12 protein-coding genes and 1 other RNA gene are annotated in these 23,829 nt (G+C 56.3%); 8 read left to right on the top strand and 5 right to left on the bottom strand.

Going from position 1 to position 23,829, the window contains the following annotated elements:
- Positions 1-13: 13 nt before the first annotated feature.
- The 8 genes from OGY18_RS03240 to OGY18_RS03205 all read left to right on the top strand — a co-directional run bounded on the left by OGY18_RS03240 (position 14) and on the right by OGY18_RS03205 (position 7,006).
- The gene (locus OGY18_RS03240; RefSeq protein WP_007848866.1) at positions 14-1,186 is read left to right on the top strand and encodes a phage tail sheath protein; all 1,173 of its coding nucleotides are present in this window, start codon (positions 14-16) and stop codon (positions 1,184-1,186) included.
- 9 nt (positions 1,187-1,195) lie between these two features.
- Positions 1,196-1,711, top strand: coding sequence for a phage major tail tube protein (locus OGY18_RS03235; RefSeq protein WP_007848874.1), 516 nt, complete (start codon positions 1,196-1,198; stop codon positions 1,709-1,711).
- A gap of 54 nt (positions 1,712-1,765) precedes the next feature.
- On the top strand, positions 1,766-2,068 hold the full coding sequence (locus OGY18_RS03230; RefSeq protein ID WP_014884889.1) for a phage tail assembly protein: 303 nt from the start codon (positions 1,766-1,768) through the stop codon (positions 2,066-2,068).
- A gap of 14 nt (positions 2,069-2,082) precedes the next feature.
- Positions 2,083-2,202 (top strand): GpE family phage tail protein, encoded by a 120-nt coding sequence (locus OGY18_RS03225; RefSeq protein ID WP_007848878.1) that lies wholly within the window; start codon positions 2,083-2,085, stop codon positions 2,200-2,202.
- A complete protein-coding gene (locus tag OGY18_RS03220) occupies positions 2,195-5,140 on the top strand; it encodes a phage tail tape measure protein (RefSeq protein WP_286551689.1) in 2,946 nt (981 codons plus the stop codon). Before OGY18_RS03225 ends, OGY18_RS03220 begins: the two co-directional genes overlap by 8 nt.
- Positions 5,137-5,622: a phage tail protein gene (locus tag OGY18_RS03215; protein ID WP_286551688.1), complete on the top strand. Its 486-nt coding sequence runs from the start codon at positions 5,137-5,139 to the stop codon at positions 5,620-5,622. The genes OGY18_RS03220 and OGY18_RS03215 overlap by 4 nt, the downstream gene beginning before the upstream one ends.
- Positions 5,619-6,719, top strand: a complete 1,101-nt coding sequence (locus tag OGY18_RS03210; RefSeq protein WP_286551686.1) for a phage late control D family protein — start codon at positions 5,619-5,621, stop codon at positions 6,717-6,719. The genes OGY18_RS03215 and OGY18_RS03210 overlap by 4 nt, the downstream gene beginning before the upstream one ends.
- A gap of 68 nt (positions 6,720-6,787) precedes the next feature.
- Positions 6,788-7,006, top strand: a complete 219-nt coding sequence (locus tag OGY18_RS03205; RefSeq protein WP_000980498.1) for an ogr/Delta-like zinc finger family protein — start codon at positions 6,788-6,790, stop codon at positions 7,004-7,006.
- A gap of 117 nt (positions 7,007-7,123) precedes the next feature.
- Here the strand turns inward: OGY18_RS03205 and ssrA are convergent.
- The 5 genes from ssrA to OGY18_RS03180 all read right to left on the bottom strand — a co-directional run bounded on the left by ssrA (position 7,124) and on the right by OGY18_RS03180 (position 23,649).
- Positions 7,124-7,487, bottom strand: a transfer-messenger RNA (tmRNA) gene (ssrA, locus tag OGY18_RS03200).
- A gap of 72 nt (positions 7,488-7,559) precedes the next feature.
- A complete protein-coding gene (locus OGY18_RS03195) occupies positions 7,560-8,723 on the bottom strand; it encodes a beta-barrel domain-containing protein (protein WP_122973896.1) in 1,164 nt (387 codons plus the stop codon).
- Positions 8,724-8,730: 7 nt separating this feature from the next.
- Positions 8,731-10,917 (bottom strand): type I secretion system permease/ATPase, encoded by a 2,187-nt coding sequence (locus tag OGY18_RS03190; protein WP_286551683.1) that lies wholly within the window; start codon positions 10,915-10,917, stop codon positions 8,731-8,733.
- Positions 10,914-12,323 (bottom strand): TolC family outer membrane protein, encoded by a 1,410-nt coding sequence (locus OGY18_RS03185; protein WP_286551682.1) that lies wholly within the window; start codon positions 12,321-12,323, stop codon positions 10,914-10,916. Before OGY18_RS03185 ends, OGY18_RS03190 begins: the two co-directional genes overlap by 4 nt.
- 100 nt (positions 12,324-12,423) lie before the next feature.
- Positions 12,424-23,649, bottom strand: coding sequence for a BapA/Bap/LapF family large adhesin (locus OGY18_RS03180; RefSeq protein ID WP_286551680.1), 11,226 nt, complete (start codon positions 23,647-23,649; stop codon positions 12,424-12,426).
- Between the last annotated feature and the right edge of the window lie 180 nt (positions 23,650-23,829).

Genomic DNA, 23,829 nt, shown 5'->3' with positions numbered 1-23,829 from the left:
GAGAGACTGACTTATGGCTCAGGATTATCACCACGGTGTGCGCGTCGTTGAGGTCAACGATGGCACCCGCCCCATTTCAACAGTAAGCACGGCAATTGTCGGTATGGTCTGTACAGGCGATGATGCAGATGCGTCCGTGTTCCCTCTTAATAAGCCGGTCCTGCTTACCGACGTGCTGACCGCCAGCGGTAAAGCAGGCGAGTCCGGCACGCTGGCCCGCTCGCTGGATGCAATTGCCGACCAGGCTAAACCCGTGACCGTCGTTGTGCGCGTTGCGCAGGGTGAAACCGAAGCGGAAACAACCTCCAACATTATCGGCGGCGTGACAGCTGACGGTAAAAAAACGGGCATGAAAGCGTTGTTATCTGCGCAGTCACAGCTCGGCGTTAAGCCGCGCATTCTTGGCGTGCCGGGGCACGACACGCAGGCTGTTGCCACTGAGCTGCTGAGCGTGGCGCAGAGTCTGCGCGGGTTCGCCTATCTGTCAGCCTACGGCTGCAAAACGGTAGAGGAAGCCATTGCCTACCGCGCTAATTTTAGCCAGCGCGAGGGGATGCTGATCTGGCCTGATTTCATCAGTTTTGACACCGTGCTGAATGCTGACGCAACGGCTTACGCCTCAGCCCGTGCGCTTGGCCTGCGTGCCAAAATTGACGAACAGACCGGTTGGCACAAATCCCTGTCCAACGTGGGCGTGAACGGCGTCACCGGCATTTCTGCTGATGTGTTCTGGGATTTGCAGGACCCGGCAACCGATGCGGGGCTGCTGAACCAGAACGATGTCACCACGCTGATCCGCAAAGACGGTTTCCGCTTCTGGGGTTCCCGCTGCCTCAGTGACGATCCTCTGTTTGCCTTTGAAAACTACACCCGCACCGCGCAGGTACTGGCTGACACCATCGCAGAAGCGCACATGTGGGCGGTGGATGGCGTGCTTAACCCGTCGCTGGCCCGCGACATTATCGAAGGTATTCGCGCCAAACTGCGCAACCTGAAAACGCAGGGCTATATCATCGGCGCCGACTGCTGGCTGGATGAGTCCGTAAACGATAAAGATTCCCTGAAAGCCGGGAAACTCACTATCGATTACGACTATACGCCGGTACCGCCTCTGGAAAACTTGATGCTGCGCCAGCGCATCACCGATCAGTATCTGCTGGATTTCTCCAGCCAGGTCAGCGCGTAAGGGGACAATATGGCTTTACCACGCAAGTTAAAACACCTGAACCTGTTTAACGACGGGAACAACTATCAGGGGATCGTTGAGTCTCTGACCCTGCCTAAATTCGGCCGCAAGTTTGAAAAGTATCGCGGCGGCGGTATGCCCGGTTCGGCTGATGTTGATCTGGGGCTGGATGATGGCGCGCTGGACACGGAATTTTCAATCGGTGGCACCGAACTGTTGTTATTCAAACAGATGGGTAAAGCCACCGTTGACGGTATCCAGCTGCGTTTCACCGGCTCCATTCAGCGTGACGATACCGGCGAAGTGCAGGCCGTTGAGCTGGTTGTGCGCGGGCGACATAAAGAAGTCGATTCCGGCGAATGGAAAACCGGGGAGAGCAATACCACAAAAGTCAGCAGCACCAACAGCTACGCGAAGCTGACCATTAACGGCGAGGTGCTCTATGAGGTTGATGTGATCAACATGATTGAAATCGTTGATGGTGTGGACCTGATGGAAGAACACCGCAACGCCCTGGGCCTCTGATCTACTTTAAAGGCGCGGGCAGCCGCGCCAGTACCTTATTAACAGGAAATGACAATGAGCGAACAACAGACTGAAAAAACCGTACAGCTGGACACCCCAATCAAACGCGGTAAAACCGAAATTGCCGAAATTGTGCTGCGCAAGCCGCAGTCCGGCGCGCTGCGTGGCACCCGTCTGCAGGCGATCATGGATATGGACGTCGGCGCGATGATGACGATTATTCCCCGCATCTCCACGCCCGCGCTGACCGCTCAGGAAATGGCTGAAATGGACCCAGCCGATCTCACCGCGCTGTCGGTTGAGGTGGTCACTTTTTTGTTGAAGAAATCGGTGCTTGCCGGTTTGCCGACAGCCTGACGGTAGAAGACCTGGTGGCTGATATCGCCACCATTTTTCACTGGCCGCCGTCCGTCACTGACGTTATGCCGCTGACCGAAGTGCTGGAGTGGCGGCATAAAGCGATACAGAGAAGCGGGGCCAGCGATGAGTGACACTAACCTGCGTTTGCAGGTAATTCTAAATGCGGTTGATAAGCTCACCCGCCCATTCCGATCAGCGCAGGCCAGTTCTAAAGAGCTGGCTACCGCCATTCAGCAAAGCCGCGCAAGATTAAAAGAACTGGACGCCCAGGCGGGCCGTATTGACGGTTTCCGCAAGGCAAGCGCGCAGCTGGCCGTCACCGGCAACAGTCTTAAAGCCGCACGCGAAGAAGCGGCGAAGCTTGCCACGCAGTTCTCGGCCACTAATCGCCCGACGGCGGCGCAGGCGCGTCTGCTGGAGCAGGCAAAAAACCGCGTTAACGAGCTGCAAAGCAAATACAACGGCCTGCGTCAGTCGGTGCAGCGTCAGCGTCTTGCGCTCAATGAGGCCGGGCTGGACACCAAAAAGCTGAGCAGTGCGCAGCGGGAGCTGCGGCAGAATGCCGACGAAACCCGGCAGGCGCTGGACCGACAGCAGAAATCCCTTAAACGCCTGGGCGAGCAGCAAGCCCGAATGAACGCTGTCCGCGATCAGTATTCGCGGCGTCTTGAGGTGCGGGATCGTATCGCGGGCGCGGGAGCAACGACGACTGCCGCCGGGCTGGCGATGGGCGCGCCGGTGATGGCAGCTGTTAAAAGCTATGCCAGCATGGAAGATGCGATGAAAGGCGTTGCAAAGCAGGTTAATGGGCTGCGGGACGACAACGGCAACCGCACAAAACAGTTTTACGACATGCAGGATGCCATTAAGGCCGCCAGTGAACAGCTGCCGATGGAGAATGGCGCTATTGACTATGCCGCGCTGGTTGAAGGTGGCGCGCGCATGGGCGTGACCAACCAGGACGATCCTTACGAAGACCAGAAACGTGACCTGCTGGCCTTTGCATCCACGGCGGCAAAAGCTGCAACGGCCTTTGAGCTGCCCGCCGATGAGCTGGCGGAAGGATTGGGGAAAATCGCGCAGCTCTATAAAGTGCCGACGCGCAATATTGAACAACTGGGCGATGCGCTGAACTACCTGGACGATAACGCCATGTCAAAGGGTGGGGACATTATTAACGTCCTGCAGCGTATGGGGGGCGTGGCTGACCGCCTTGACTTCCGAAAGGCTGCTGCGCTGGGTTCAACATTCCTTTCTCTTGGGGCTGCCCCGGAAATTGCCGCCAGTGCCTCTAATGCCATGGTGCGTGAACTGTCCATTGCCACCATGCAAAGTAAACGCTTCTTTGAAGGTATGAACCTGCTGAAACTCAATCCTGCGGAGATTGAAAAGCAGATGACCACCGATGCCATGGGCACCATTCACCGGGTTCTGGAGAAGGTCAACAATCTGCCGCAGGATAAACGCCTGTCAGCCATGACAATGATTTTTGGTAAAGAGTTTGGCGATGATGCGGCAAAGCTGGCTAACAACCTGCCGGAGCTGCAGCGTCAGCTGAAACTCACATCAGGCAGTGGTGCTAATGGCTCCATGCAGAAAGAATCCGACATTAACAAGGATTCATTGTCTGCGCAGTGGTTGCTGGTTAAGACTGGCGTGCAGAACGCTTTCAGCAGTCTGGGGGAAACGCTGCGCCAGCCGCTGATGGATATTATGGGCATGGTTAAGGGCGTGACCGGGGCGCGGCGTCGCTGGGTGGAGCAGAATCCCGTACTGGCTGGCTCGCTGATGAAAGTGGCGGCGGCTACGGCGGCTGTCACTGTCGGGCTGGGTACACTTGCCGTGGCGGTAGCTGCTGTGCTTGGGCCGATTGCGGTGATTCGGTTTGGCCTGTCTGTGCTGGGTGTAAAAACATTACCTTCCGTTGCTGCAGCAGTAACACGTACTGGCAGTGCCCTGTCATGGCTGGCAGGTGCGCCGCTTGCCGTGTTCCGTGCCGGTATGTCAGGCATCCGTAATGTTATCGGTATGGTGATGAACCCGCTGGCGGCGTTGCGGGGTGGGCTGACAGCTGCCGGTGGCGTGTTGCGTTTTCTTGTTTCTGGTCCGCTGGCCCTCCTTCGCGTTGCGCTGTACGGGATTTCTGGATTGCTGGGCGCCCTGCTTAGTCCGATAGGGCTCGTTGTGGCGGCGCTGGCTGGCGTGGCGCTGGTTGTCTGGAAATACTGGCAGCCGATAAGCGCATTTTTAGGCGGAGTGGTTGAAGGGTTCAAAGCTGCAGCTGCGCCTATCAGTGCGGCGTTTGAGCCACTGCAGCCTGTTTTCCAGTGGATAGGTGACAAGGTCCAGGCATTGTGGGGCTGGTTTACTGATCTGCTGACGCCGGTTAAATCCACCTCTGCAGAACTGCAAAGCGCGGCGTCAATGGGGCGACAGTTCGGGGAAGCGCTGGCGGCAGGGCTGAACATGGTCATGCACCCGCTGGATTCGCTTAAATCGGGCGTGTCCTGGCTGCTTGAAAAACTTGGCATTGTCAGCAAGGAGGCTGCTAAAGCGAAGCTTCCTGAGCAGGTCACGCGGCAGCAACCAGCCACGGTAAGCACAGACGGTAAAGTCGTGCTGCCGCCTGGCGGATTCCCGCCGATGGGTTTTGCTGGCATGTACGACAGCGGCGGTACCATTCCGCGCGGTCAGTTCGGCATCGTGGGTGAGAATGGCCCTGAGATTGTGAACGGCCCGGCAAATGTCACCAGCAGGCGGCGTACTGCTGCACTGGCTTCCGTTGTTGCGGGCGTCATGGGTGTGGCAGCGGCTCCTGCTGAAGCCTCGCCGCTGCATCCATATAGCCTGCCAGCGATAGAGTACAAACAAAGCCAGTCAGCTAAATCCGTCAGTGCGCCGCAGGCAATTCGTTATGAAATTAACGCGCCTATTCATATCACCGCCCAGCCGGGGCAGAGCGCGCAGGATATTGCCCGCGAAGTGGCGCGGCAGCTTGATGAGCGTGAGCGCAGGGCCAGGGCAAAAGCGCGCAGTAATTTCAGTGATCGAGGGGGATATGAATCATGATGATGGTGCTGGGGTTATACGTATTCATGCTGCGCACCGTGCCCTATCAGGAGCTGCAGTATCAGCGCAGCTGGCGGCACGCAGCCAACAGCCGGGTTAACCGGCGCCCGTCAACGCAGTTTCTTGGGCCGGATAACGATTCCTTGACGCTGTCCGGCGTCCTGCTGCCGGAGATTACCGGCGGCAGGCCTTCTTTGCTGGCGCTGGAGCAGATGGCGGAGCTAGGGAAAGCCTGGCCTCTGATTGAGGGGAGCGGGACGATTTACGGAATGTTTGTGATCGAGAGTCTGAGCCAGACAAAAACAGAATTTTTTGAGAGCGGTATGCCCCGGCGCATCGAGTTTTCGCTGAGCCTCAAACGGGTGGATGAATCGCTGTCTGATATGTTTGGCAGCCTCAGCGATCAGCTCAGTAATTTGCAGGACTCTGCTGCCTCTGCGATTGGGGGGATTAAGAATACGGTAGGAGGATTGCTGCAGTGAACGTTAATTCTGATCTTCTGAATCTGAACAGCAAAAGCCCGGCTTTCAGTATCGTCATTGAAGGTAAGGACGTGACGACCGTGCTGGATACCCGCCTGATGAGTCTGACGCTGACGGATAACCGGGGCTTTGAAGCGGACCAGCTTGATCTGGAGCTGGACGACGCCGACGGGCTGATCGCCCTGCCGCGACGTGGGGCAGTGATTCAGCTGGCGCTGGGCTGGAAAGGCCAGCCGCTTTTCCCTAAAGGGGCTTTTACTGTGGATGAAATTGAACACAGCGGTGCCCCTGACCGGCTGACCATCCGGGCGCGTAGCGCAGATTTCCGTGAAACCCTCAATACACGGCGCGAAAAATCATGGCATCAGACAACTGTGGGGGAGGTGGTAAAGGAAATCGCCGCCCGGCATAACCTCAAAGTAGCGCTGGGTAAAGACCTGACGGATAAGGCGCTGGATCATCTGGACCAGACCAATGAAAGCGATGCAAGTTTTCTGATGAAACTGGCGAGACAGTATGGGGCGATTGCTTCCGTTAAAGACGGGAATCTGCTGTTTATCCGGCAGGGACAGGGAAGAACGGCAAGCGGCAAGCCGCTGCCGGTTATCACCATCACACGCAAAGCCGGTGACGGTCATCGGTTCACCCTTGCTGATCGTGGTGCCTATACCGGTGTTATTGCCAGCTGGTTGCATACGCGTGAACCCAGGAAAAAAGAGACAACCAGTGTTATGCGCCGTCGAAAGAAAGCCACCACACCCAAAGAGCCGGAAGCAAAACAGGGAGATTATCTGGTGGGAACGGATGAAAACGTGCTGGTTCTTAATCGTACCTATGCCAATCGGAGCAATGCAGAGCGCGCAGCAAAAATGCAGTGGGAACGTCTGCAGCGTGGGGTTGCTTCATTTTCCCTGCAGCTCGCTGAGGGGCGGGCTGATCTCTATACGGAAATGCCGGTGAAGGTCACGGGGTTTAAGCAGCCGATCGATGATGCAGAATGGACCATTACCACCCTGACGCATTCTGTCAGCCCGGATAATGGATTTACGACCAGCATGGAGCTTGAAGTAAAGATTGATGATCTTGAAATTGAATAATTGGTTCTCAATATTGAATGATGTTGTATCATTATTGCGACTACGGCAAGAGTGGTGGGATAACAGCGATGATGAACTGTCCAGAGTGCGGTCATGCAGCACATACCAGAAGCAGCTTTCAGGTATCAGCTACGACAAAAGAACGTTACAACCAGTGCCAAAATATAAATTGTGGCTGTACGTTCGTTACTCATGAAACGTTTGTACGGCACATTATAAAACCGAATCTAATTTCTTCTGCGCCGCCACATCCTGGAAAAGGTGGTCAAGGCCACATGAGTTTCTGAACAGAACCCGCTTTAATGGCGGGTTTTTTGTTGCCGCCAGTCCGACACTCTGTCGCCATTTTGCCGCCATTACCAAAGAAAAAGGGGCTACGTTTTCACGTAACCCCTTGTTTTATTTGGTGGAGCTGGCGGGAGTTGAACCCGCGTCCGAAATTCCTACATCCTCGGTACTACATGCTTAGTCAGTCTTTACATTCGCCTGGCACCTGCGGACAGACACGCCACTACCAGACTAGCCTGATTAGTTTTAACGCTTCAACCCCAGGCAGGGCCTCCACGCGATCTCTTTTGGGTTTGACCTCTCTTTGATCCCCGTCTTAAGAGCGGAAGCTAGGGAGAGAGGGCTCAGAGCAGGTTATTAAGCTGCTAAAGCGTAGTTTTCGTCGTTTGCGACTATTTTTTTGCGGCTTTTTACGAGGCCAACCGCCCCTCGGCATGCACCTTGGGTTTCGCGAATCCCGTCGAATCCAGAATCAGCCCCAATGTGTTAGAGCAAGTATAACAGACTTGTGACACGCGTGACCAGCCCCCGCAACCCCTAATCCTCAAGGATTTAGCGCTCGCGCAGCGCTTCTTTTGCGCGATTAAACGGTTTGATTAAATAGTCGACGATGGTTTTTTCACCTGTTTTTATATCCACTGTGGCAATCATGCCCGGTACGATGGAGAAATGGCGTCCCAGTTTGTTCTGTAAGAAGTCCTGATGCGTGCGGATAAACACGCGGTAATAGAAGATTTCCGGTTTCACTTTGTCCTGAATGGTGTCCGGAGAGATGGTTTCGACTACGCCTTCCAGGCCGCCGTAAATGGCGTAGTCATAGGCGGTAATCTTCACCAGCGCCCGTTGTCCAGGATGGATGAACGCGATATCACGCGGCGACAAGCGGGTTTCTATCAGCAGATGATCGTCCAGCGGCACAATCTCCATCATCTCGCCGTTGGGCGGGATAACGCCGCCGATGGTGGTGACCTGGATGTTTTTCACAATACCGCGCATCGGCGCGCGTACGGTCAGGCGGGTGACGGAATCCTCGCGTCCTTTTAAAATCGCCGCCAGCATGTCCACTTCGGCGTTAGCTTTTGACAGCGCTTCCCGCGCCTGCACGAAATATTGCGAGCGCAGGTCGGTGATTTTTAATCCCAGATCGCTTTTTTGTCGTTGCAGGCGCAGCACTTCTACGTGGCTGGCGGCACCGCTTTTCTCCAGCCGTTGGGTGATGGCCAGTTCTTTATTTACTGAGACCAGTGCATCCTGAAGTTCTGCCATTGAATCCGCAAGCTGCGCGCGACGGCTTTTATACAGACGAGTTTCGGAGGCGATGAGATCCGGCCAGGCGCGCAGTGAATCGGGAAAGACCAGCGGCAGATCGTTAACTTCGGCATTAAGCCTTGCGCTGGAAGCCAGTGAGGCGCGATAACGGGCGGCGCTCTCCCCAACGTTGGACTCAGAACGGGTAGGGTCGAGGCGCGCCACAATTTGATTGGCCTGCACTTTATCTCCCTCGCGTATCGTAAGCTCGGCGAGAATGCCGCCATCCAGCGACTGCAAGACTTGTTCTCGCGAGCTGGGGATCACTTTCCCGCTGCCGGTAGAGACTTCATCCAGCTTGCCGAAATATGCCCAGATACCCAGGACGGCAAACAGCAGCGTGCTGAGCAGTATAATGCGGCTGGCCCCGGAAAAACGGTGCTCGCGGCGGATATCGAGGTCGTCCATGGCGGCATCATGCGGATTGGTTTTCATTTTTCCACTCCCGACCGTGAGTTGGGGCGGGTGCCCGACTCGCATTTAATGCCTGCGCTTTCGGGGCATCCATAACCAGTTGGCCTTCTTTTAATACCACCACGCGTTCGACCAGCTCCAGAACCGGTACGCGATGGGTGGCGACAATCAATGTGCGGTTGCCTAGCAATTGGTTCAGGCGCTGAATAAACTCCCGCTCGGTATGTTCATCCAGCGAGGCGCTGGGTTCGTCGAGCAGCACGATATTGGGCGATCGCAGCAGCATTCTTGCCAGCAGGATCGACTGCCGTTGTCCACCGGACAAACCGTTGCCGCCCTCCATAATGGGATGCGCCAGCCCTTTGGCGAGCTGTTTAACGAAGGCTGCCGCGCCGCTGACCTCCAGCGCTTCGAAGATCTGCGCGTCGCTGGCATGCGGCGCGCCGAGGGTCAGGTTCTCGCGCAGGGTGCCGAAAAACAGCCGCGCATTCTGGCTAAGAAAACCGATGTTGCGGCGTAAATCAGCCATATCGATCTGCGCCAGACTCAGGTTGTCGAGCCGGACATCGCCCTGGATAATCTCCACTCCGCCCGCCATGGCCTGCAGTAGGGTTGATTTCCCGGCACCGTTACGCCCGAGAATCGCCACCCGTTCGCCGGGCATGACCTCCAGGCGCGAGATGCGCAGCGGAACGCGCTGATCGTCGCTGTGGTAGCGAAAGTGTGCGTTCTCAAACAGATAATGACCGTGAAAAATCTCCTGATGTACCCGGTCTTCGTCGTACTGCGTTTCGGTGGGGAGCTGCATGATGCTGTCCAACCCCATCTTCGCCGCCTTGACCTGTTGCCAGCGGGCCAGCACGCCGCACAGATTAGCCATTGGGGCAATCATTCTGGAACCGAGCATCGAGGCGGCCACCACGGCCCCGGTGGTCATCGTGCCTTCAATGACCATCGGCGCACCAAACATAATGATGGCGGCGTAGACCAGACTTTGTACCGACATGCCCCAGCCAATCAGCCCCTGAGTCAGCCTGCGCGTGCGCAGCCCGGACTCTCCGGTAATGCGGATGTAGCTGTTCCACTGCTGTAAAAAGCGGTTTTCAGCCTGCATCAGCTTGATGTCTTCCAGCCCCTGGACGCTTTCGACCAACACTGCGTTGCGCAGGGGGGATTCATGGGCAGCCTGGTTGGCGAGCACCGCCAGCTTCTTCTGTAACAGCAAACCGGGCAGGATCATCAGCAGGGCCGCGACGGGCGCTATCCATGCCAGCGGCGGGGCGATAAAAGCCAGCACCACGATAAACAAAAAGAAAAACGGCAGATCGACAATGGTCGACATGGTCGAGGAGGTGATCATCTCGCGAACCTGTTCCAGCTCGCGCAGTTGAGAAATGAAGCTCCCCGTCGAGCGAGGGACGGCGCTGTTACGCAGGCGCAATGCATGGCTGAATACGCGATCGGAAATACGCATATCGGCGCGTTTGCCGAGCAGGTCCATTATGTGGGTACGCGCTTCGCGCAGCAAAAAGCCAAACAGCACCGCCACCAGAACGCCAGTGGAGAGAACATACAGCGTTGGATAAGACTGAGCGGGGATCACCCGGTCATAAACCTGCATAGAAAAGATAATCCCGGCGAGCGACAGAACGTTAATCAGAAAGGCGGCAATCATGACCGGCAGGTAAGGGCGGATGTCCTTTAACACCAGTTCGCGCATCCAGTCGGGCTTGAAGCGCGAAATATAGCGGTCTACCCGACTGTCCTTCAGCGCCGACAGCGGGCGCAGCGCGGTAATACTCACGATCTCCGGCAGAAGCTCTGCGACCGTGAGCCGGTTACGCTGGCCCCCTTCGGCGATGATAAACACATCCAGTGCATCTTCGCCGTTGAAATGCTCTATCACCATTAGCTGGCCGTCGCGCAGTTCCGCCACCACCGGCAGATGCCACTGACCGAACGCCTGCGTGGCGGTATCCAGCGCATGAAATGACAGGCCCGCCTGACGCGCCAGTTGCGACAGGGCCGTTGCCCGGCTTTTTCCCGCAAACCACGGGGCGTTGGCCTGGATTGCGCCGGGAGAACAGGCCACGCGATAGTGATTGGCAATATGCGTCATCGCCAGCGCCCACTGGCTAAGAGCGTGTTCACTAATCGCATCTTCTGCATGTGAATCGAGGTCGCTCATAGCTTGATCTCCACCGATTGAATGCTGCGATTATTTAAGGCGAACGCCTGGCGAAGCGAGCCAGTGTTATAGAGGCAGTTCAGCTGGAGCTGGCGCAGCTGGTTTTGAGTCTGGAGTTCGGCAAAACGGGCCTGATACACCTCTTGCTCGGCGTTAAGCACGTCGAGCAGCGGGCGCGAACCGAGGTCCAGATACTGCTGTTGATAAAGCTCGCGCGTTTGTTCACTCAGTCGCTGCTGGCGGCGCAGAATCTGCAGGGCGGTGGCGAGGCTCATTGCCTGGCTGCGGGACTCCAGTAATTTTTGTCGTACTTCGAGTCGGGTGCGCTGGATGGAGTATTGTGCAGACTCTACCGCATGGCTGGCGGCGTTGCGCCTGGCGGTGAGTCCGCCCCCCTGATACAGCGGCATCTCAACTTTTACCCACGTGGAGTACTGGGTTTTGTCGAGTACCTCATGGCTGGGGTATTTGTCGTTGAGATAATGCTGAACCGACGGTTCCAAAGAGATGGTGGGCGTCATCTGCGCGTTGGCGTAATCGAGATTTGCCTGTGCCACATTCGCTTGTGCCCAGGCCGCCAGAACCGCGGGAACCAGTTTATCTTCCGGTTTGACCACATCGCAGCTGCTGTCCAGTTTGGCCGGGAATTCGTTGCTGATGCCGTTAAGTGAGTTCCAGCCGAGGTAACTCATCAATGTGGCCTTACTGCTGTCGAGATTGGCCTGATACTGCGCCAGCTGAGAACGTGCAGACTCGATACGCGCATCGGTTTGCACCACGTCGGACAGCGAGGTTGCCCCTTCATCATTGCGTTGTCGGGTCAGTCGACCAATGTCGTTTAAGGCGGTGAGCTGTTCTTCGGCCGCATCCACCATTTGTTGCCACGTCTGCACCTGGACTATCGCGTTGGCGGTTGCGTGGGCGATGGTATCAATACTGAGTAACACATTCGCCTGCTGTTGTGCGGCTCCGGCGGTCTCGGCGCGGACCTGGCTTGCGACTTTACCGAAGTCGTACAGCATTTGTGACACCGAAATAACCAGCGCCGGGCTAAAGCCGTGGTCGGTATAGGTATTGCTGTAACCGTTATTCATTCCGGCAGAAATCTGCGGGTAATATTTCGATTTCGCCACGTCTATCTGCTCGTTTTGTGAGAGCAGTTTGCCGATCGATTCACGAATAGAAGGATGCCAGCTCACGGCACGACTTACCGCGTCGTTGAGCATCAGGTTGCCGGGGGCGGCAGCGCTCAGCGGCAGATCGGCAACCGCGCCGTCCAGCGAGGGAAGCATCTGGCTGGTGGCCAGTCCTTCCGGCGTAATAATTTGCGGTTCATCTTCGGCATTCACCCGCAGGGTACAGAGCGTTAATGCCAGAAGTAATGCAACAGGCGCGACATTTTTCATAGTTTATCCCTTACAAAATACGGCAGCGACGACTGTTATTGCCCCGGACGTCATGGCATCCGGGGCTGTAGTTATGGCGCTTTAACGCATTGCGTTAACGTCAGGGTACAATGTGATTTTGTTGCACCAGCTCATCGAGCGTGGTGTGTACGTTCTCCAGCGTTATGAGATTGGTTGAGTGATATGTGTTGCCCGTACCGTCGCGGTCGATGGCAATCACCGTGTTGTTACCGCTGGTGGTTACGGTGAGGTAGTTGCCGAGTGTAGCGTTCTGCCCGTTCCAGCCCACCAGCAGGTCGCCGATATCGATTTTGTCACCCTGGGCCAGCGAGAAGTTGGTCCAGGTATCGGTAGCACCATTGCTAATGTTGCCGCCGGTAGCGTCGTTGGCGTTGAGCAGGTGATAAATCAGCGTATCGCCGTAGGCGCTGCCAGTCAGGCGATCGGCATCGACGGTACTCACCACTTGCGGATTCATATTGATGGTCAGCGTAGCGGTATCGGTATGGCCATTCTGGTCGTTAAGGGTGTAGGTAAATGTCTCTTTGGTGACGATGGTGGAGAGCGAGACATCGCTGTTGAGGGCATAGGTGTAATGACCATCAATGCCAATGGTCAGTTTGCCGTACAACCCGTTAATGATGGCGCTGGTCGTGCTACTCAGCGGATCAAGCGTGGCGGTACTGCCGCCCGTGCCGTTCACCGTTAGCAAGGTATGCACGCTGGCAATATGGTCTCCGTCATAAATATTGCCGGTGACGCTGTTCGCTGTGGAAGTCTCGAAGTTTTGCAGGTCGATTATCGTGCCTTTCACGCTGGGGGTGATGGTGATATTCCCCAGCCCCAGCCCCCCGACGCTTCCGGTATAGTCGAGGCGATAGTTGCCGGGGTGCAGTACGATCCCGCTCAAGGCTATATCGATATTGCCGCCAACCAGCAATCCGCCATTGAAAGAGTTACCGGCAATCTTGATGTTGTTGCTGTCATACAGCGCCCAGGTGACGGTCAGCCCGCCCAGCGTCAGACCTGACGCGACGTTAAAATGCAGTATGGCGTTTTGCACCGCCGTTCCCGTAGCGATTTCAATGACGCCAGTACCACTTTTTGAGGTGGGTGAAAGGAGTTGGGCACTCCAGCTGGCGTTCCCGACGCTGTCGTCGGTAAACGACCGGGAAGTATCCGCCTGGGTGGTGACCGCCATCGTGCTGCTGACGTCATTTACTGCATCCAGCGCCTGCGGTGTTGGTTTGATATTCAGCGATGCACTGCCGGTATCGCCGTTTGGCGCTTTGACCTTATACACGAAACTGTCCGGCGTATTGATACCGTCTGCGCCCAGTCCGCTTCTCAGTGTGTAGGTGTAGTTCCCTTTCGCATCAATAGTCAGCGTGCCGTACTGCCCGTTAATGGTGGTAGTGCCCGTTCCGTTTACGGTGACACCGTTAACTTCGGTGATAACGGTATTGGCCGGAGCCGAGTCGTTGACCAGCAGGTTTCCATTGGTTGTCGCACTCAGGCTGTCGACGGCGTAGGTGTGATCGGCCTGGATATTCAGGGTATAGCTGGTCAGCAGCGTCAAACCGCCGGAGGCGTTAAGCAGGAACAGGTAGTCACCGCCAGGTAGGGTGATGGTGTAATCCGTTGAGCTACCTCCTAGCAGCGCCGTGACCCAGTTGGGCTTCACGCGGAACTGCTCATACTGCTGAATGGACTCGTTGAAGCGATAAACATAGAGATCAAAACCGCCAACCGTGACGCCGAGAACGCTGGCCTTGACGGTCAGCGTGCGGGTTGCGCCATCATCCACATTAAATTTGATCGGATTGGTTAAACCGTTAACCAGACTGACATCCAGCACATTACCCAGTCCGACGTTGGCGAGGGTGAAGCCGGTTTGCTGTGATGTGCCATGATCAACCGCGATGACCTGCGTCCCGTAAGTCAGCGCAGCCACATCATCTGCCGCGGTTACCGTACTGGTGGTGGGCGCCTGACCGAGCGTTACCACCAGTTTTGCCGAGGAGTGATCGCCGCCATGCGTCAGCGTGTAGGTGAAGCTTTCAGAACGGCCATACACCGAGATTGACGTATTGGTCAGGGTATAGGTGTAACTACCGTTCTGATTGATATGCAGGATGCCGTATTTCCCCTGCACATCAATGCCGCCCGCCGGGATGTTCACGACGTTGCCGTTACCGTCGGTGATGGCGGTGACCAGCGTACCGGAAGGGGCATTATCCTGCCCGTTGGCGGGATCGGTATCGGTGATGATATTCCCGGATTCCGTGGTACCGCCAGTGATGGTCCCTGCGCTGGCTTTTACCACTGAGACATCAAGGCTGGTGTATGCCCCGGTCGCCAGCAGGTTGGTGTTGTAGCTGACCACGCGGTAATCACCGCCAGTCAGTCCGCTGTAATTGAGCGTTACGCCCGAGGCGCCCAGGGTAAGCAGGCTGGCAAAGTTTGGTTTCCCGGTATCCACCACTGTCACCCAGGTATTCAGCGCGGTGTCAAAGCGCTGGATGACGACTTCAAGCGTGTTTAAAAGCGACAGCACCACGCCGGTCGCTGCGGCATTGATCGTAATGGATCCGCTGCCGCCAGAGGCGATGCTGAAATTCACGCTTGCCGTATCGTTCCCCAGCACGTTGGCGACATTTCCCAGCGCATTGACTAACAGGAAACCATAATCGCTTTGATGCTCGGTGCTGACGGTGACATCGGTTTGTAGCGGCAGGCTGGTGACATTGTCTTCAGCCAGCAGCGGCAATACTGGTGCGAGAGCGTTTGTCGGCGATGAGGTATTTCCCGCCGCATCGGTCGCCGTGGCGGACAGCGACTGCCCTTCAATCTGGCGAACCGGCAGGTTGACGCTGTAGACACCGCTGCTGTTGGCGATTGCCGTCACGCTGGTGCCGCCGGGCAGAGAAATGGTGACGGTGCTTCCCGCTTCGGCGACGCCGCTCACGGTACCGCCATCGGCGCTGATCAGGAGCGTTGGCGCGGTCGGTGGTGTAGTATCCACAATCACGCTGAACGAACCGGACAACCCACTTGCGCCGTTGGCGTTGGTTGCCGTGGCGGTAAACGCATGGTTACCTTCGCTGAGTGCACCGGATGGGGTAAAGCTCCAGATCCCGTTACCGTCTGCGGTCGTGAAGCCCATTAGCACGCCGTTGTTGTACAGATTGATGACGGCGTTAGCCTGCGCCGTTCCGCTGAGCGTTGGCAGGGTGTCATTGGTGGTTTTACCGGGAGCGACGGGTCCCATGATAGTGCCGACGTCATCGAGCACGCTGGCAATAACAGGCGCAGGTGGTACGCCGGTATACGGTGCCAGCACGTTACCCGCCGTACCGATGTTGCCTGCGGCATCCTGTGCGCTGACCAGCAGAGTTTGCCCACTGATTTGCGGTGGGTTCAGAGTGAAGGTGAAATTACCGGAGGCGTTGGCGGTTGCCGTGCCGAGCACCGTTCCGCCGCTGGAGGTAATAATGACCGTGCTGTTTGGCTCGACAATGCCGGTGAGCGCGGTGCCGTTGGCGTTTACCGCCAGCCCGGTTGGGATACCCGGGGCAACGGTATCGACCACGATCGCTGCCGCAGACGATATGCCACTGGTATTACCCGCACTGTCCGTTGCAGTGATGGTAAACGAGTGGGTACCTTGTGCCAACGCGGTAGTCGGGGTGTAGCTCCAGTTGCCGCTGCCGTCCGCCGTTACGCTGGTGACAAAGCTGCCGTTATCATAAATATCAACTCGCGCGTTGGCTTCCGTGATGCCGTTTAACGTTGGACGCGCGTCGTTGGTCGGCTGATTGCTGCCAATCGGCCCGGTGTTTGGCCCGACATCGTCAATAATGCTGCTGATTGAAGGCTGCGTCGGCGCCGTGGTGTCAACCACCACGCTAAAGCCTGCCGTCGCGCCGCTTGTGTTGCCCGCCGCATCGGTGGCGGTGACGGTGAAGGTGTGCGATCCATTTGCCAGCGGTGTGGTTGGGGTAAACGACCAACTGTTATTGCTTTGCACCAGCGCGGTACCCAACAGGGTGCTTCCGTCATAGATGCTGATGGTGCTGCCTGCCTCGGCGGTGCCGTTCAGCGTCGGACGTGCATCGTTGGTCAGCTGTCCGTTGCTGAGCGCTGCATTGAACACGCCGCCTGCGATATCATCCACCACAGAGACCAGCAGCGGGACGGATGGTGCAATGGTGTCGACATTAATCGTAAACCCGCCTGAGACAGGACTCACGTTCCCGGCGGCGTCGGTAGCGATGGCGCTAAATACATGCTGACCGTTGCCAAGTGTGGTGGTCAGATATTCCCAGGTGCCGTCTATCGTCGCAGTCACCGTTGCCAGCAGCGCGCCATTATCGTAGATGGCTACCCGGGCACCGGCTTCCGCTGAGCCGCTGAGTACGGGGCGGGTGTCGTTGGTAGAGGCTCCGTTCGATAGCGTTCCGGTTCCCGGCTGCACGTCATCAAACGCCTGGATAATCGTTGGCGCAAGCGGGGCGACGGTATCAACAACGATGTTAAATCCTGCAGATGTCGGGCTGACGTTTCCGGCCGCGTCGGTGGCTGTTACCGTCAGCGCGTGGTTACCGTTGCTAAGTTGGGTTCCTGGTGTGAAGCTCCAGGCGCCCGTACCATCTACAGGAGCAGATCCGATAAGCGCTCCGTTATCGTAAATTTTCACCGTGGAATTGGCTTCTGCCGTACCGCTAAGCGTCGGGAGTGGATCGTTCGTGGCCTGACCGTTGTTCAGATTTCCAATCAGTGGGCCGACATCATCCGCAACCTGAGTAATCACTGGCGCTGTCGGTGCCAGAGTATCGACAGTGTAGGTAAAGCCACCAGAAGGCAGGCTGGTATTGCCTGCGCTATCTGTAGCCGTGACGGTCAGAGTATGCTGGCCGTTACCCAATGCCGCGGAGGGTGTAAAACTCCAGCTTCCGCCTGCGCCGACGATGGTGGTGCCAATGGCCTGACCATCGCTCAGGACGGTAATCGTCGCGCCAATTTCACCGGTACCGCTGAGCGCCGGGCGACTTTCGTTGCTGATTTGCCCATTGGAGATTGGCCCGGTTGTCGGCGCGGTATTGTCCTGAACGGTCAGAATTACCGGTGCAGACGGGGCAATAGAGTCCAGCTCAATAGTAAACGATGATGATACTCCGCCTGTGTTCCCCGCCTGATCTGTGGCAACGACGGTGAAAATATGTTGCCCCTGTCCCAGCGGAGCATCCGGAGTGAAGCTCCAGTTACCTGACTCGTCCACCTGAGTTGTACCTATTTCAGCGCCGTTATCACGGATCGTGATGATGGCGCCAATCTCGCCTTTGCCGTTCAGGGTAGGCTGCGCATCGTTTGTAAGCTGTCCGTTGGTCAGCACGGTATTGCCGGGCTGATCGTCAATTACTGAGGTAATGCTCGGTGCGGCTGGCGCCAGCGTGTCGACGACGACCACAAATGGTGGCGTTGTCGGGCTAATGTTACCCGCGTTATCTGTAACGCTGGCAGTCAGCGAGTGGCTTCCTTCTCCGAGAGCAGGGGCAGGCGTAAAGCTCCAGTTGCCATTTTCGTCGCTGGTGGTTGTGCCGATTACCGTGCCATTATCGCGGATGGTAACAACCGAATCCGCCTCGGTAACGCCAGCAAGCGTTGGGGTATTATCATTGGTCAACTGCCCTGAGGTCAGGGGCTGGATCGTACCAACGTTGTCCGTGACCGTCACAATAGATGGCGCATTCGGTACCAGGGTATCGACAATGATCCGGAAATCACTGGATGGATCTCCCTGGTTGCCAGCGGCGTCCGTTGCGCGGACGGTAAAGAGATGATCGCCTTCTCCCAGCGGTGCTGTCGGGGTAAAGCTCCAGAATCCGTTACTGTTTACGGTCGTTGTGGCATAAGCGATACCGTTATCGTAGAGGGTAATGGTTGCCCCGGGTTCGCCAGTTCCGTTGAGCGTCGGACGTGAATCATTTGTAATTTGCCCTTTATCCAACGATCCTGTGCCGGGGGCAACATCGTCGATAATGCTGGTGATCGTTGGCGCTTGCGGTGCCGTCGTGTCGATGGTGATAGCGTAGTTGGGTGACTGACCGCTCAGTATGCCATTGACGGTTTGCGCCACAGTGAAGTTATAGGTTACGCCATTAGTCAGTGGGTCGGGTAACTGATAACTCCATGCGCCAGACACGGCATCGGCAGTTACCGTGATGGGGAGCAATGTGCCATTTATATAAATATTAACAGTCGCCCCTGCTGTGGCCGTCCCTTGCAGCAACGGTAATGTGTCATTGGTAGTTTTACCGTTGCCAATCACCCCCATGATAGGCGCAATGTCATCAACGATCTCAAGCGTTGGTGGATGAGGAACGCTGGAGGTAGCAGCGCTAAACGTTGTCGGGTCGCTTTGATTTCCGGCGGGATCCTGAGCGATGGCGTTGAGCGCCTGACCGGTTGTTTGTGCTGGCGAAATTGTGACAGCGAAGTTACCTGAACCGTCTGCGATCCCTTGGCCGAGGATCGTGGTACCGCTGCGAATGATGACGGTACTGCCTGGATCGGCAGAGCCGCTAACCAGCGTACCTTTCGGGTCTACGCTGGTAACCGTAGGCGTTGCAGGCGGCAGGGTATCGACAATCAACGTCAGCGGGTTATCTGCTGTCAGTGAGTTACCTGCGTCATCCACGGCGCCGAAAGTCAGTGTGTGAGTGACATTGGGCGTGAGGGGGACATCCACACTCCAACTGCCGTTAGCAGCAACGGTAGCTGTCGCAATGGCGATGGGATTGTTACCATCGAAAATCAAAATCGTACTGCCCGGTGTGCCGGTACCGCTAATGGTTGGCGTTGTATCGTCCGTGACGCCGCCGCTGGTTAGCGAACCGGTAAAGACGCCAACGTTATCCTGGATATCCGTGACCTGCGGCAACGTTAACTTCGTGTTGTTAACCGTAAACGAAATGCTGTTTGAATTGTCGCTGACGTTACCTGCGGGGTCAGTTGCGGTAGCGCTTAATGTGTAGTTTCCGTTTGCCAGCGCAGTCCCGGGGGTAATACTCCAGGTACCGCCTGCCACCGTTGCAGTGCCGATCACCGTACCGCCGTTATACAGAGTGATGATGTCTCCATTGACACCTGTACCACGAATGGTTGGCGTGGTGTCATCGGTCACGGCGTTGGGCGCAAGGTCACCCATGATATCGCCGACGTTATCATTGGCGGCGATAATCACCGGCGGCGCAGACGGCGTCGTGTCGATGTTCAGTGTTATAGCTGTTGATGGCTGGCTGATGTTGCCTGCCGGATCGGTTGCGGTGAGGGTTACCTGGTAAGTACCTGGAGTAACCGGTGCTGGCGGAGTAAAGCTCCAGGTTCCGTCTGCACCTACTGTTGTCGTTCCCTGCAAAGGGGGAGTGCCGTTCAGATAAATGGTAATCAAATCCCCGACGTTCCCCGTGCCGCTAAAGGTTGGCGTGGTATCGTTGGTGTTGCCGTTAGTGACCACACCTGTTACCGGAGCCACATCGTCGGTAATGATTGGCGCGCCAGGTTGCGCGGGTGGCGTATTGTCGACTGTCAGGGTAAAGCTGGCCGATGGGATCCCCGTGTTGCCTGCAACATCAGTCGCCGTAGCAGTGAATTTGTGCGGCCCGTCGGCGAGTGAGGTTGGGGTAAATGTCCAGGTGCCGTCTGGCTGTACGGTGACGGTGCCAATGGAACCGCCATTATCATAAATCGTAATCTTCGCGCCGGGCTCGCCGGTTCCGGAGAGTTCGGGATTCAAGCTTTTGGTACTGCTGCCGTTACTCAGCGTTTGTAGATTTGTCCCAATCAGACCTTCTGCGGAGCTGATAACTGGGGCTGCTGGTGGGGTGGTATCAATCGTTAGCGTAAAGGTCCCGGCATTACTGGCGTTGCCTGCAACGTCCGTGGCAATAGCGGATAAATTGTGTGCGCCTTCACTGAGCGGTTGGTCGAGTTGAATACTCCAGGTGCCTCCGGGCAAAACAGTCGTGCTTCCAATTGGCGTAGTTCCATCATAGAGAGTGATCTTAGAACCGTCTGTTCCGGTTCCTTTCAGCTCTGGCAAGGTATCGTTTGAACGGCTTCCGGTAGGCAGATCGATCGGTGCATTCCCAACGTCGTCGGTAGCAGCCAAAATGACAGGATCGCCTGGCGGTTGGGTATCTACGGTAACGCTGACCACTGTGGGTGAGGTGATGACATTACCGGCGGCATCAGTTGCCGATACCGTAAACTGATGGGTGCGATCGCTGAGCACCTGATTCCCCGGAACGGTATAACTCCAGGTACCCGAGCTGTCGACAAGAATAACCGTCAATAACTGAATGCCATCGTACAGGTTCACCAGTGAACCTGGCTCACCGGTACCCGAGATGGTTGGCGTATTGTCGTTGGTGACCCAACCGTTATTTGCAACGCTGCCCGTAATGCTGCCAACGTCATCGTTAACCAACGTTATCACTGGAACAGTTGGCGTAATGGTATCGACAATTATTTTCCAGCTTGCCGCGCTGCTGGTGTTATTCGCGGCGTCTGTGGCTGTCACCGTGAAGATGTGAGCGCCCTCGCTTAGCGCCGAGACTGGCGTATAGTTCCAGTTACCGTTGATATCAGCGACAACGGTCGTCAGCAGGGTGCCGTTATCGTAAATTTTGACCTGAGAACCTGCTTCGGCGGTGCCTTCCAGCTTAGGTTTGCTATCGTTGGTGACATCGCCGTTTTTGAGAGGGCCCTGGTACATGGGCTGGTCATCCGTCACGGCGGTGATGATGGGTGTTCCGGGGGCGGTAATATCCGGAGCCACCGCGGAAGTTGGCTGACTCTCGTTATTGCTGCTGTCCGTTGCGGTAACTTTTACCGTTTCGCCGTTCATTTTCGACGGCGTAATCGACACCGTGAAGTTGCCGCCGCTGTCAGCCTGGCCTGTGCCGATCTGATTACCATTGCTGTCTTTTACGGTGACGGAGCTTCCCGCTTCAGCATGTCCGCTTACAGAACCACCGTCCCCGGCGACGATGACGCCGGTAGGCGCGTCAGGTGCCGTGGTATCCGGGGCGGTAATCGCGCTGTTGCCGCTGGTATTGCCAGCCGCATCCGTCGCGTTGGCGACAAGATGTTCTCCGTTGGTCTGCGGCGGAACCAGCGTGGCGGTGAATTCTCCGTTCGAGCCGGCGGTTGCTGTTCCAATTATCGCGCCACCAGGATCCAGAATATGTACCGTACTGTTGGGTTCCGCCATGCCGGTAACCTGATCGCCTGTAGGATTAATCACCAGATTAGCTGGCGGTTGTGGTGCTGTGATGTCTGGCGCGAGCGCGGTTTCCGGTTGGCTTGGGTTCCCGGCGGGATCGGTGGCAATAGCGGTAATGGTTTCACCATTGGTCTGTGGCGGGTCAATGGTAATGGTAAATGAGCCATCCGTTCCGGCGACGCCGCTGCCGATCTGAAGACCGTTATTATTGATGGTCACGGTACTTCCTGGTTCGGCTGTACCGGTGACGACAGAGCCGTCGGCAGATACGTTCAGATCGTCCGGCGCTGACGGTGGCTGAGTATCGATAGTGATATTGAATGCCGCTGACGTTCCTCCCGTGCCCAGGTGGTTGGTTGCTGTGGTGGTGAAGGAGTATGAGTCGTCCTGCAAGTTGGTGTTGGAGGTCCAGGTCCAGTTGCCGCTGGAATCGGCAAGCACGCTTACAACAAGCGCACCGCTGTTATAAATGTTAACCGTGCTGTTGGCGTTTGCTGTACCCGAGATCGTAGGCGTTGGGTCGTTGGTGGCCTGATTATTGTTCAATGGTCCAGTTGAGGGGGTAACATCATCCACAATGCTGATGATAACGGGTACGCCCGGGTAGCCAGAGTTAGTGGCATTGAAGGAGGTATCTGGCCCGACGTTGCCTGCCTGGTCCTGAATCTTCGCGATCAGCGCTTCACCGTGCGTCTGTGAAGGTGAAATCGCGATGACGAAATTGCCGGTTTGATCAACGGTAGTTGAACCCAAAACCTGATTATTACTACCGATGATAATGACCTGGCTTCCCACCTCTGCACTACCGGTTACCTCGGTGCCTTGCAGGTTTACGGAGGAAATGACCGCGCCTTCAGGCGGGGTGGTATCAACGGTGAATGTCGGTACACTCGTTTCCGTGCTCACGTTACCCGCATCGTCAGTTTGCGTCAGCGTCAGATTGTGAACACCGTCGCTAAGCGGTGTATCCGGTGTAAACATCCAGTTACCATTGTCATCCACCTGAACCATGCCAATCAGAATGCCATTATCAGAAATACTGATGTAAGAGCCCGCTTCACCAGTGCCTGTGAGTGTTGGCGTGGCATCGTCGGTTACGCCGTTATTACCTATCAAGCCTTTAATGGAACCTGAATCGTCAGTTACTTCTGTGACCACTGGGGCGTCGGGGGCAAGCGTATCGACAATAATCTCCCAACTGTCCGACATGTCGCTGCTGCCCGTACCGTCTGATGCACTGACGGTAAACTTGTGGGTACCGTCTGCGAGCGGAGAGGATGGCGTAAACGACCAGTTGCCGTTGGCATCGATAGTGACCTGGCCGATTTCGACGCCGTTATCAAAAATATGCAATGTGGCATTTGCGGGGCCGGTGCCCTGGAGAGTGGGCGTATTATCGTTGGTGGATTCCTGCTGATTAACAGGACCAGTAATCAGCTCCTGGTTATCGATTATGCTGGTGATAACGGGTACGTCAGGCATGTTAGGGGTTGTTGTTGGCGGTGAGCCGCCATCCCCATTATTACCGTTGCCATTTCCGCCATTTCCGCCATTTCCGCCATTTCCGTTTCCGGCGTTATTATCACTCCCGCCGCCGCCGCCGCCGCCGCCGCCGCCGCCGCCGCCGCCACCTGCCGCGAGGCCAATTCCGCCTGCGACCGCGATCCCACCAAGAACCCACGGCCAGACGGCGCCGCCTTCATGGCTTCCCTCGGCAGTCATTAGTGGAGTGAGATCGTCCAAATGCTGGAAATGGAATGCCCCATCAGTATCCTGAACCCACCACAGCGCACCATTACTGTCTTCCAGAACAAGCTGGTTTTGCGCATCACCTTTTCCGACGTAGAAGTTCTTAATGGTGATGGTTTCACCTGAGCGGAGTGTGACAACCAGATCCTGATTAACGCGTGTCAGTTGACTCACCTCCTCACGCGACACCGACAGTTTCACGATAGAAGGCGAACTGAGCGTAACTTCAGAGGATTCAACATTTGTGGAAACGCCAGTTAATTTTGATACAACGGCGAGTAGACGCATATGTTCACTCCTGATGGCATGTCGGGAGTATTAATCCGCAACAGCGCGCTGGGAAAATGAGCAGACAGGGGCCCCGTTCATCATAAAGATGAATTTAGACATGTAATTACATTGATTAGGTCATACAGATGTTCGTTTACTTATCAAATACGTTCGGGACCTGTCGGCTGAATAGTTCTT

The sequence above is a fragment of the Citrobacter sp. Cpo142 genome (assembly GCF_030332425.1).
In the GTDB taxonomy this organism is placed as follows: domain Bacteria; phylum Pseudomonadota; class Gammaproteobacteria; order Enterobacterales; family Enterobacteriaceae; genus Citrobacter; species Citrobacter portucalensis.
Note: the sequence above shows the minus strand (reverse complement) of the source record. Positions and strands in the feature narration are given on the sequence as shown.

Coding starts and splice junctions, on each gene's coding strand:
- OGY18_RS03205 (WP_000980498.1), top strand. CDS start 6,788: ATGATGAACTGTCCAGAGTGCGGTCATGCAGCACATACCAGAAGCAGC.
- OGY18_RS03195 (WP_122973896.1), bottom strand. CDS start 8,723: ATGGACGACCTCGATATCCGCCGCGAGCACCGTTTTTCCGGGGCCAGC.
- OGY18_RS03220 (WP_286551689.1), top strand. CDS start 2,195: ATGAGTGACACTAACCTGCGTTTGCAGGTAATTCTAAATGCGGTTGAT.
- OGY18_RS03230 (WP_014884889.1), top strand. CDS start 1,766: ATGAGCGAACAACAGACTGAAAAAACCGTACAGCTGGACACCCCAATC.
- OGY18_RS03235 (WP_007848874.1), top strand. CDS start 1,196: ATGGCTTTACCACGCAAGTTAAAACACCTGAACCTGTTTAACGACGGG.
- OGY18_RS03215 (WP_286551688.1), top strand. CDS start 5,137: ATGATGATGGTGCTGGGGTTATACGTATTCATGCTGCGCACCGTGCCC.
- OGY18_RS03180 (WP_286551680.1), bottom strand. CDS start 23,649: ATGCGTCTACTCGCCGTTGTATCAAAATTAACTGGCGTTTCCACAAAT.
- OGY18_RS03190 (WP_286551683.1), bottom strand. CDS start 10,917: ATGAGCGACCTCGATTCACATGCAGAAGATGCGATTAGTGAACACGCT.
- OGY18_RS03185 (WP_286551682.1), bottom strand. CDS start 12,323: ATGAAAAATGTCGCGCCTGTTGCATTACTTCTGGCATTAACGCTCTGT.
- OGY18_RS03240 (WP_007848866.1), top strand. CDS start 14: ATGGCTCAGGATTATCACCACGGTGTGCGCGTCGTTGAGGTCAACGAT.